11 protein-coding genes and 1 pseudogene are annotated in these 10,692 nt (G+C 59.0%); 6 read left to right on the top strand and 6 right to left on the bottom strand.

Annotated features, from left to right (window positions below):
- Nucleotides 1-429 precede the first annotated feature (429 nt).
- The gene (locus ILT44_RS28655) at nt 430-1,350 is read left to right on the top strand and encodes a recombinase family protein (RefSeq protein ID WP_204243015.1); all 921 of its coding nucleotides are present in this window, start codon (nt 430-432) and stop codon (nt 1,348-1,350) included.
- A 262-nt stretch (nt 1,351-1,612) separates the two neighbouring features.
- Here ILT44_RS28655 and ILT44_RS28650 read toward each other — a convergent pair whose 3' ends face one another.
- A complete protein-coding gene (locus tag ILT44_RS28650) occupies nt 1,613-1,954 on the bottom strand; it encodes an HVO_A0114 family putative DNA-binding protein (RefSeq protein WP_204243014.1) in 342 nt (113 codons plus the stop codon).
- Nucleotides 1,951-2,235, bottom strand: a complete 285-nt coding sequence (locus tag ILT44_RS28645) for a toxin-antitoxin system TumE family protein (protein ID WP_204243013.1) — start codon at nt 2,233-2,235, stop codon at nt 1,951-1,953. Before ILT44_RS28645 ends, ILT44_RS28650 begins: the two co-directional genes overlap by 4 nt.
- A gap of 186 nt (nt 2,236-2,421) precedes the next feature.
- On the opposite strand from ILT44_RS28645, the pseudogene ILT44_RS28640 reads away from it, so the two are divergent.
- From ILT44_RS28640 to repB, 3 genes and pseudogenes are all read left to right on the top strand, one after another.
- Nucleotides 2,422-2,619, top strand: a pseudogene (locus tag ILT44_RS28640) (transposase domain-containing protein); the annotation flags it as partial.
- An 818-nt stretch (nt 2,620-3,437) separates the two neighbouring features.
- Nucleotides 3,438-4,658, top strand: a complete 1,221-nt coding sequence (gene repA / locus ILT44_RS28635) for a plasmid partitioning protein RepA (protein ID WP_239468605.1) — start codon at nt 3,438-3,440, stop codon at nt 4,656-4,658.
- On the top strand, nt 4,658-5,719 hold the full coding sequence (gene repB / locus ILT44_RS28630; protein WP_204243011.1) for a plasmid partitioning protein RepB: 1,062 nt from the start codon (nt 4,658-4,660) through the stop codon (nt 5,717-5,719). Before repA ends, repB begins: the two co-directional genes overlap by 1 nt.
- 544 nt (nt 5,720-6,263) lie before the next feature.
- Here repB and ILT44_RS28625 read toward each other — a convergent pair.
- The gene (locus ILT44_RS28625) at nt 6,264-6,419 is read right to left on the bottom strand and encodes a hypothetical protein (RefSeq protein ID WP_204243010.1); all 156 of its coding nucleotides are present in this window, start codon (nt 6,417-6,419) and stop codon (nt 6,264-6,266) included.
- A gap of 303 nt (nt 6,420-6,722) precedes the next feature.
- Here ILT44_RS28625 and ILT44_RS28620 point away from each other — a divergent pair, with 303 nt between their 5' ends.
- Complete coding sequence (locus ILT44_RS28620) at nt 6,723-7,928, top strand: L,D-transpeptidase family protein (RefSeq protein WP_372441286.1); 1,206 nt, start codon at nt 6,723-6,725, stop codon at nt 7,926-7,928.
- A gap of 119 nt (nt 7,929-8,047) precedes the next feature.
- Here ILT44_RS28620 and ILT44_RS28615 read toward each other — a convergent pair whose 3' ends face one another.
- On the bottom strand, nt 8,048-8,713 hold the full coding sequence (locus tag ILT44_RS28615; RefSeq protein WP_204243008.1) for a hypothetical protein: 666 nt from the start codon (nt 8,711-8,713) through the stop codon (nt 8,048-8,050).
- A gap of 271 nt (nt 8,714-8,984) precedes the next feature.
- A complete protein-coding gene (locus tag ILT44_RS28610; protein ID WP_204243007.1) occupies nt 8,985-9,284 on the bottom strand; it encodes a hypothetical protein in 300 nt (99 codons plus the stop codon).
- A gap of 319 nt (nt 9,285-9,603) precedes the next feature.
- On the opposite strand from ILT44_RS28610, the gene ILT44_RS28605 reads away from it, so the two are divergent.
- A complete protein-coding gene (locus tag ILT44_RS28605; protein WP_204243006.1) occupies nt 9,604-10,020 on the top strand; it encodes a hypothetical protein in 417 nt (138 codons plus the stop codon).
- A 30-nt stretch (nt 10,021-10,050) separates the two neighbouring features.
- On the opposite strand, the gene ILT44_RS28600 is transcribed toward ILT44_RS28605, so the two are convergent.
- A partial coding sequence (locus tag ILT44_RS28600) for an amidase family protein (protein WP_204243005.1) occupies nt 10,051-10,692 on the bottom strand: 642 nt, incomplete at its 5' end.

Raw genomic sequence — 10,692 nt, 5'->3', positions numbered from 1 at the left:
CAGCCGAGGATCCCACCGCTCGCCGACCTCGTCATCCAGTCAGCCTGAGGCATGGCCCCCCAATCTGCCCCAGTTACTATGATGACTACGCTTCAACTTAGCTATTAAGGCTTTGAAGAAGAATATAGGAACGGGAGTAGAGGAAGCTAAAGGTCAGTTGACTACGGTTTGGCAGGCGGACGCATCCTGTTTTGGCGGCCGTGTCGTGAGCCACACCCTCCGAGGTCGCTTTACTCGAGCTCATAAAGCCCATCAAGCGGCAGCCGAGTCGCTAAAGTCTTTGTTTTTACGCCATTTTCACCGGCTTGGGGGAAGCCCTCCTCTCATCCGCTAGTTAACAGAATGACATGGAAGACGTTTGCAAACGATCAGTTGCTCGCAACAAGCCTAAGTGTACAAAGGGCCTGAAAGCAGCTTTGGAAACTCTCAATGGCCCCTCCCCTCTCGAAAGCTCGCTTGATCGGCTACGCGCGCGTGTCCACCGAGGATCAGGCGCACGATGCTCAGCTCGACGAATTGCGCGCAGCGGGCTGCGAGGTGGTCCACCAGGAGCATGGCTCCGGGGCAAGTCGAGCCCGGCCGGTGCTGGCGCGGCTCCTCCGCGAGATCAAGCCAGGGGAGGTCCTGGTCGTGGTGCGTCTGGACCGTCTAGCCCGCTCGGTGAGCCACCTTCTTGAGGTGATCGAGACGCTGGAGGCCAGGAAGGCGCATTTCCGCTCCTTACGCGATCCGATCGACACCTCAACCCCGCAAGGTATATTTTCCTTGCAGGTACTGGGTGCGGTGGCGCAGCTCGAGCGCTCGCTCATCTCAGAGCGGACACGAGCCGGGATCAAAGCCGCCAAGGCACGGGGCAAGAAGCCGGGCAATCCGGGCATGCGAGAGCGCCGGCCGGAGGCCATCCGCAAGATCGCCGTCGCCCGCGAGAAGGTCTACTTGGACGATTTGATTGCCGGCGCGGATCGATGGATGCCGACGGTGCGCCGCATGCGGCCTCATCACCCTTGGGAGGATGTTGTCCGCGTGCTCGCCGACGGCGGGCATGCGTGGACCGTGGCTCGGTTGCGCCGCGCCGTCGGCAAGCTCGTCTCACAGCACATGGCGGACCCTGCCCTCCTCTGCCCTGCCCCGCGCAAGAGCCCGGAGGATCGGGTCATGACGCTGATTGCCGGTATCGCCATGACCGATCCAAGCCTCTCGCTGCGAGACATCGGAGCACAACTTGAACGGATGCGGGAGCGAACCCCACGCGGCGGCCTCACATGGTCAGCCTCCTCAGTGAAGAAGCAACTCGACTTGGCGAAGAAGCACGGGCTTGCGCTCCCGCCCCAGGCTCAGGGCGAGAGCTGACATCCTCCCCGCTTCAGCCAGCCTGGTGGGACGAAGCTCATCGCGTAGGCGAAGATGGCCAAGGGGGTGCGGACGAAGAGATAAATTGGCAAACCTCTCACTCTTCCGGAGGACTTTTCCTTGGACATAATGGGCGTAACGTGATCGTCGGTCTCTCCCGGTTTCGTCCGCTGGACTGCCGCGATCTTGAGGCCCGACGCCGGCCGATCCAGGAGGCTCCGCGAGCCCCGATCGCGCCGGCGTCGCCAGTTCTTCACTCGGTTCAAGCAGCCTTTAGCATAAAGTCGACGTGAACGGCGTCGTAGGGGAAAACGACCAGTCCCTCGTCCGTCCTGTCGATGACGCCGGCCTCGAGAAGCGCATGAACGTCCCCGTGCACGGCCTTCACGTCACGATCGACGCGGCGGGCGATCTCGCGGATTCTTAGAGGGCCCTGCCCTGTCATGACCTTGAGGATCTCCCAGCGCTTCTTCGTCAGCGTCTGCCAGAGGAGTTCGACGGAAGCGAACGAGATATGCGCGCCCTGAGCCTCGCCCCCGAAGGCGGCAAGCGCGCGCCGGGTTACGTCCTCACGAGATGCGACGGAAAGGGTCACTGTGGTCATTCGGGCCTCCATTGGTCGACGTCGCGCCAGAAGTCAGCGAGCAGTTGGGCTGGGGTGGTGAAGCGGTAGCTGGTCTCAATCGATCCGACGTGCTTGTGATCGCCCTTCCCGGCCTCGTTGTCGTAGCGAAGCACGCAAATGCCCTTCACGACATAGGCCAGCGCGTACTTGTACTCGTGGTCCGACCCGCGCACCGGGTGTGGGACCCGCCAGACGCGCAGCTCGACGAAAGCGTTGTCCGCTGTCTGGTGGCGCTCACGGAACAGGAGTTCAGCCTTCATGTTGGAGTTTATGCCAACAGTCAGGGGCGTTGTCAAATACTCCAACGCTCAAGGGCTGTCTTTGTGCCGTGTGAAGGTCCATTTAGAGGAGCGGCGCCGCGTAACGGAGCCCCGCGTCTGCTTCCGGCGCAGCCAAGTCTCAAGAGCCTCGACCGCTCTGCCCTCGCTTTTGTACTGTTGGATCTTGCGACCTCGGGTCGAGGCGGCGAGTATTGGGCGATCATTGCCTCATTGGTCGAGACCTGCAAACTGTGCGGGGTGGATCCGCAGGCCCATCTCGCGGACGTGCTGAGCCGCATCGTCACCGGCCATCTCAACACCCGCATCGATGATCTGCTGCCGTGGGCCTACGCCACCGCGCCAGACCTCAAGGCCGTGGCCTGAGAACATCGCTAACGGCAAATCTGCCAGTGGAGGGCTTTATTCGTCGGACAGCTTGCGTCAATCAAGAGAACCAAGTTTGTAGCTGCAAACCAGCCATAGAGGCGAGGGCACATTGGGATTTGATCTTGATACGGCCTAAGCTTCAGATGCGTCTGAATGACCTATCTTCTGCGGCTGTAAGCTGCACCGCGGACCAATCACAGGTCTTGAGGTTGCACACCATAAGACTGCGGATGAATCCGCAGGGTAGGATTTCGGCAGCATACCTGGGAAGTTTGTAGCTGCAAACGAGATCTAGTAGCGCGGAGGAAATTGCTAGCAAAGCCACAAATGTTGTTTGGTCCTCCAAGGAGCCCTAACGGACTGGGTCTAGCGCATTTTCATGTTTGTAGCTGCAAACCGGCAACGTGGGCATCGACAATGCATCGATTTAGCAGGGGAGGGTAACTTCTCGATCATCATCGATAGGTCGAACACTCGCTAGTTTGTAGCTGCAAACTAAGTCCAGTTGCTGCATGCCCACCTCGTCCCCAAGCAATAAAGTTTCGATATTCGCTGCACTGATCATATGTGGGCCGCTAGTCACGTCTAATCTGCAGGCGGCTTGCAGAGGGCCTGAACTGCAATTCCCGTGACCAGTTAGGAAGACCTAGTTTGCAGCTACAAACTGCCCATTCATCCCCAACGTTTGCGTAGAATGACGTCTCGATAAAAAATCCTCAGCCAGACTGGTAATGTTAACAAATCGGAAAGGATTTCAGGGCCAACTACGGAAACAGCTAATTTTTTGGCCCGTTTCCGTATCCATGAGGAATGCCATGGCTCTCGCGCAGCAGAAAACTGAGGGGCTCGTCGATGAGTCCCAGTGGGTGGACGAACTGATTGGCATTCATGCAAGGGATCTCTCCAAGCAGCTTCAATCCCAACGCCTTGCTCTCTATCCGCCGCTCGCTCGCAAAACACTTCGCAAGTTCACGTCTGGCGAGGCTGCCAAGATCCTCGGTGTTGCCGATGCCTACCTGCGTCAACTCTCCTTGGAAGGGAAGGGGCCTCAGGCCGAGATGCTGCCAAATGGGAGGAGGCAGTATAGCTTGGAAGACCTCCACACACTTCGGCAGTACCTTGATGAGACGGGCAAGTCCGACCGGCGTTACATGAAGCACCGAACCGGAAGCGAGCATCTGCAGGTCATTTCCTGCGTAAATTTCAAGGGCGGAAGCGGAAAGACCACCACCTCTGCTCATCTCGCTCAATATCTTGCCCTGCAAGGTTACAGGGTCTTGGCTGTCGATCTCGACCCTCAGGCAAGCCTCTCGGCACTCCATGGAATCCAGCCAGAATTCGACCTGGATCCGAACCAGACTCTCTACGGATCGATTCGCTACGATGGTGAACAGCGACATCCGGAGGAGATCATCCGGAAGACTTACTTCCCTGGCCTCGATATCATCCCAGCAAATCTTGAACTCATGGAGTTCGAGCACGAGACGCCCAAGGCGCTGATGGACCGGCAGAACCCGTCGACGCCCTTCTTCAAGCGCATCGGCATGAGCCTCAAAGCAGTGGAGGAGAGATATGACGTTGTCGTAATCGATTGCCCACCGCAACTCGGGTTCCTCACGCTTGCGGCGCTCAGCGCCTCCACGTCGATGGTCGTCACTGTTCATCCCCAGATGCTCGATGTCATGTCGATGTGCCAATTCCTGACGATGGCCTCCGAAATGCTTCGCGTCGTCCGGGAAAATGGCAGCAGCATGAAGTACGATTTCACTCGCTACTTGATCACTAGGTTCGAACCAGGCGACGGGCCTCAGAGCCAAATGGTCGACTTCATGCGTACCATGTTCGGACAGCACGTTCTGACGAACGCTATGCTAAAGAGCACCGCGATTTCAGACGCAGGGCTGACGAAGCAAACCATCTATGAGGTGTCACGGGAGCAGTTCACGAAATCCACGTTCGACCGCGCGATCGACGCGATGAACAATGTGAACAGCGAGATTGAAGCACTTATCAAACAGGCCTGGGGGAGGGTCTAATGGCACGGGACTTGCAGGCGATTTTGAAAGCTAGCCTGGAACAAACCGACGAGGGAGAAAGCCTCAAGGCGATTGTCCAGATGCCAAAGCAACCGCAGCCGACTGTTGACGAGAAACGTTCAAGGTTCGCTGCGATGATGTCTGAAGGCCGCGCTCCTGTAGGCGCAATGGGAGCTGCCCTTGAGAACATGAAGGGGCAATCGGAGGCTGAGATTGCAGCTCTCAAAGCTCAGATCGAGTCCGGCCACACCGTTGTCGAGATCGAAACTGGCAAGATCGATGGGTCCTTTATATCTGACCGAATGGATAGATCAGATGACGCCTTGGTTAGTCTGAAGGAGCAGATTAAGAGTCAGGGGCAAATCGTCCCCATCCTTGTGCGACCTCACCCAGAGATCGTGGGGCGGTACCAGATTGCATTTGGTCATCGCCGCGTTGCCGCCGCGGCAGCCTTGGGCATCAAGGTCAGAGCCGTCATCAGAGATCTGAGCGATGAAGATCTAGTGATTGCCCAAGGGCAGGAGAACAACGAGCGTCTGGATCTGTCCTACATTGAGCGGGCACGTTTTGCAGCGACCCTTGAGGAGCGCAAGTTCACACGCGCAACGATTATGGCAGCTCTTTCTGTCAGGAAGGGTGATCTATCGTCACTTGTGTCTATCGCAACCAAGATCCCTGCAGATATCATTAATGCAATTGGGCGTGCACCAGGTATTGGAAGGCCGAGGTGGTTGGACTTCCTTGCACTTATTCTGGAGGCTAATGGCGTCGACCGAGCCCGTGAAATCATCAAGAAATCAGACTTTCTGAAACTCGAATCCGACGAGAGATTCCTGACGCTCTTCGCGAAGCTGTCAAAGAAGGAGCGTGTAGCTCCACAGAATTTGCCCTCAGAGTTCAGCTTCTGGAAAGACCCGGATGGGCGTCGTCTCGCAAAAGTCAATGATACAGAGACGAAGTACACCCTGCAGATCGATAAAAGCATCGATCCGGAGTTTGGTTCATTCGTCTTCTCAAAGCTAGACGAACTCTACGCAACATACAAAGCCAACAAGCAGTGATGCCTTGGGGCAGGACCTAGGTGTTCTGCCCCTTCTGCGTTGCGCCCGTCCTCAAAGGTCTTTCTGTCATTGCGACATGCGCTAATTTGTCGAGATTGTGGAACTGATCTGAGCAGCAGCAGGTGACCACCAACCTAGCTGCAGGCGCAAGAGGGGAGGGCGCCGCAGTAATGTCAATCATGCCCAGCGGGCTGTATAAAGATGGGAGCAGCATTCAACTGATCGTTTGAAGACGACCGGTGAGCGATTTCGTTTACCACTCAAAGAGGGCAGGGCTTTCCGGCAGCCCGCGAAAGTGCTTTGAAAACAAAGGCTTTAGCGGCTCGGCTCGCAACAAGAGGCCTACTGAAGTGCCCGTGATCCGATCTCAGATGAAGCGGCTCACGACGCAGCCGAGCACTATGGGTTTCATCCAACCATCAGACCGTATCTATTCGATAATTAGCTTTTCATAGCGTATTCAGCGCCAAGTATATCAATGGCTTACATCAAGTGGAAGCGTGGCTTTGGCGAAGGTAAGTGGGGCAGATTAGGGGGCCAAGCCTCAGGCTGCTCGGGCCACGAGGATAGCGAGGGGCGGGATCTTCGGCTGACCCGCGTTCAGTCCGAGGCGGTCCCCGAGATAGGCGAAGAACGACAGCCCGAGCTTGCGGCAAGTCTTCAGCCTCAGCACCACATCGTGCCCCAGGCGGGTCAGCAAAGCGTCGAGCTCCTTGTGGCCCGTGCGGTGGCCAAAGATTGGGCTGAACTGTCGCCCGACCGCTTAGTCGATCAACCTGCTGTCCTGAACGGCATCGTGCCGCGAGGGCAGGGGAGACACTCGCCAAAACTGTCCATGCCTGTCCGACGAGCCGAGGAGATCATTTTCGCTGTGCCACTCCCTTTCGCTGCGCTCCCCGGTCTCGAGGAAAGCCACTTGTTGCCGCAATTTCCTGCAACTGGCAGTCTCGACCCTTTACAGATGCCATAAGAGCCCTTTGCACCCAACGACCGAAAGCCGCCGATGATCTCGATGCTCAGATGGTCATATCTGCCTGTCTTGGCTCTCATGGCCGCTGCCCTGATGGGCCAGCCTGTTCAGGCTGCGCCCGGATATCCGAAGCACGAAACTCCCATTCCGCCAGCAACGATTACCCTGATGAAAGGGAACAACACCGCTCCCGCGGAACCGATGCTGATCCGCGTCTACAAGAAGGAAGCGGAGCTCGAAGTCTGGAAGCGCAGCACCAGCGGGCGGTATGTTCACCTCAAGACGTTCCCGATCTGCCGCTGGTCAGGCCAACTGGGTCCCAAGCAGAAGGAAGGTGATCGGCAGACTCCGGAAGGCTTCTATGCCGTCACCGCCTCCCAGATGAACCCAAAATCCAAGCACTATCTCTCCTTCGACACCGGGTTTCCCAATGCCTACGATCGGGCGCATGGGGCCACCGGGTCCGCGTTGATGGTTCACGGAACCTGCTCCTCCGCCGGCTGCTATGCCATGACGGATGCGGGAATGGCGGAGATCTACGCCCTTATGCGGGAGGCGTTCAGGGGTGGCCAGAAGGCCGTCCAGCTGCAAGCCTATCCGTTTCGCATGACGGCGGAAAACCTCGTTCGGCATCGCCTCGACCCGAACATCGCGTTCTGGCGCCAACTCAAGGAGGGTTCGGATCGCTTCGAGGCGACCAAGGACGAACCCGTCGTGAGCGTGTCGGCGGGGCGATATGCCTTCCGACCGGCCAAGAGTCTGGAGACGGAAGCAGAGGTGCTGGCCTACCGGGCCATGGAAGAGGATCATGTGGCGGTGTTGCTGGAGGAGGGCAGGGCGGCGATCCGGACCACCTATGCCGATGGCGGGCAGCACCCATCCTTCACCGCCCTGTGGCGCCGCGGCGTCTCACTGGGTGAGGTCAGCCGTCCCGAAGCTCTGGCCTATGCCGGCCTCGAGCGTGTGATTGCGCCCGCGCGAGTGACGCGACCGGTATGTCCCGTACCAGGTACCTGCACACCATCATCCGCTGACGCAAAGGGCATCTCTCCTCCAGCCACGGGAGAACGGCTCGGAGCCATCGCGCCGCAGGACGGCCCGTCCACGTGGCTGAAGGAACTACCATCCCTGTTTACGTCCGCCCCCGTCGGTGGCGCCGCAATGAGTTTCACTCATGACCAGCCGATGATCCTGGGAGCACAGGCGATCTTGCCCGCGCGTCTGGCAAACAAGACTTGAAGGGAGCATGGCTGGCGCATGCTAGCGATCTGGAGGTTGAAAACGCCTCCCTGTCAAACCCGGCTTGGCCTTGATGTCGGGACCATGCCCAATGAGCCTGTACAGCATTTCAAAGGCGATCAGGGCTTCAGTGCCACCTTGCGAGCGGAGGCCCAACGAATGGGCTTGTAGCCTTTGCCCTTGAGCTTGGCTTGCCCCCAGATTGCCTCGAGGTAGCGAGCCTCCCCGAGAATGATGCCGTCCAATTTGGCAGCCCGGTTGATGTCGACGCTTTCCTGCTTGCCCTTGAGCCGTTGCGTGTCCCTCATGGACATCCTGGTGACGAAGGTCACGACGAGGCCGGGAGAACCCTCAACCTCGTAGGAGTTGAACAGGCGCAGGCCGTCAGGCTTCTCGTCAATGAGCCGCTCGACGAAGGCGAAGCCATTGTTCTCCGCATGCATCCGGATGTCCGCGAGGGTGGTCTCGCCATATCTGAAGCCAGGAAAGTCGGCGGGCTTGCCATCAGGCCGGCCGCCCCAGGTTTCCTCGACATAGGCGATCCGGCCGTTGCCTGGATCCGTCGCGAGCGCGAGCTTGTTGCCGTCAGACAGTTTCCACCGGACCTCCTCGTGGGGGCCCGCGGCAACTCTGGAGGTTGGCTTGCCCGCGATCCGCGATGCCGTGGTGATTTCCTCCCCGATGCGGATGCCGTTCAGGGTCTGAGCCTGTGTTCCGGCCGTCAGGGCAAGAAAGCCAAAGGCGGGGAGCGCGTGCCGCGCGACAATGGAGGTGAAAAAGCTCATGATGGTCGTCGGCTATGGGGGCCGACAACCTACCTTTGACAGGATTTTCGTCAACCGGACTGGGGCATTTCCGGATCGATGGTTGCAGAAGGATCACAGCTTCTGGCGACCAGTCGGCGCTGGATAGAGCACTTTACTGCCGTGCCTTTTCTCCGGCACGGGACGATCCCCGTCCTGATGCACGACAAACTTAACAAGGGGCTGTTCTGCCTTGTTGAGGGTGCATCGAACGGATGGCCATCGTTTACCTCTTATCCCGCGGCCGAGCGGCTCACACAGGAGCCTTGCTGATGATCCAGTCGGCCGCCTGTGCGCTGAAGCCGATTTCGATCAACTCCTCCTCGAGATCCTCGATCATATCGGGATCCAGTGTGATGGAGTTGTCATCCGCATCTGCCGCTGTCATGGGCTTCTGCCCGCCTTCGTTCGCCTCTACGTTCTCCAAAGGGGCTACCGTGACGCGCACGACTGGTTCGTCATCTCCATCCTCGTCGTTCTTACTCTCGTAGACTTTGAGCGTAACCCAGCGCCCCTCGACCTCATCCTCATAGACCGTCTTCCACTCGCCCATATTCCTCTCCTGGATCAAGCCTCAGCGCTGTTGTCCTCCGGCATTGTAGCGTCATGTTTCCAAGCCATCAGTGGTGCCTTGGCGGAGGCAGCCCACGTCCCTCTGCTCTCCCGGTAAGGGGCCGCCATAGCTGCACGATCGGCTACCCCGATCCCGCAGAAGGCTTGTCCATGGGCTTGACTGACACGGCAGCCTGCAATTGACGCACGACACAAGAGCAGAGCCCTGTCAGCAGACTGACGCGGCAATGTGGCGAGATCCAAAGCTTGGGACAGGACAGCACAATATCCATATCAGTTCTATGCCGACCAAAGGATCTTTGCCACGCACTCTCGACCTGTTCGAGGTCACACTCACCATCCCGACGCCTGCGTCCGAACCGGCTCCTGTGACCGCCAAGCTGCCGGCACTTGCTGGTTTGTCCGACGCTCAGCTATCTGCGCAGCTGAGCCAGCTCGTCGAGGAAGTGCAGCACCGACTGGAAAAGGGTAGGGGGAAACGACCGGAGTTGGAAGCAGCAGCACGACAGACCAGTCAGTCCCTCCAGCGCCTTGTTTCCGGCTCAACACACCAGGACAAGCCCTCCAGATCCAGCAAACCCTCATCTGCGCTGCAGGAGGGGCAGCGCAAGGCGGTGCGGGCGGCTCTTCTGGCCGGAGTAGCCCCCGCTCAAGTGGCCAAGCACTTCGGCCTGTCACTGGCAGCTGTCCGCAAGGTGCTCGAAGAGGCCACCTAAACGCAGGTTTCGATCAATCAGGTGTTGCGATCAGGAAATCCCGGCGACTGCCGTTGGCAGACGAAAGCTCCAGGGACGAGTCTGCTCCATCTCCGCGGCAAACGAGAGGAGGGTTGCCTCCTGCCCAAAGCGCGCGACCGCCTGCACGCCAACCGGTAATCCGTCGGGTGTCCAGTGCAACGGCAGGCTGGCCGCTGGCTGCCCTGTGATGTTCCAGATGGGTGAGAACGGCATGAACCGGAACGCGCGCTCCGCCGCCTGCCGCAGGAGCGGCCCATAGCGCAGATAGCGACCGACGCCCAAGCGGGCGGCCAACACTTGCAGGACCGCCTCAAGGCCTCTGGGGTGGAGCTCCCCGTGCCTGACAGGAGGACTGGCAAGGGCCGGTGTCAACAGCAGGTCATAGGTCTCAAAGAACCCGGCAATCTGGCGCGTGGCCCGGTGCAGACGCTCCAGGGTGACCGAGAGCTCCGCAGCCGAGAAGCCCCGCCCCAACTCACGACATAACCACGTGCTTTCCTCGACATCGCCGCGCCGAGCCCTGGTGCCGGTCATCTCCTCCGCAAAGGCAAACTCCTGCGAAATGGCTGCCAGGAAGACCACCAGAAACCAGCTGAAGTAATCCTCGGGTACCGGAGGGGCAGCCTCTTCCACAGGGTGGCCTAGCTCACT

Source organism: Microvirga arvi (genome assembly GCF_016892765.1).
GTDB classification, from domain to species: Bacteria; Pseudomonadota; Alphaproteobacteria; order Rhizobiales; family Beijerinckiaceae; genus Microvirga; species Microvirga arvi.
This window is presented reverse-complemented; position numbering and strand designations above follow the sequence as displayed.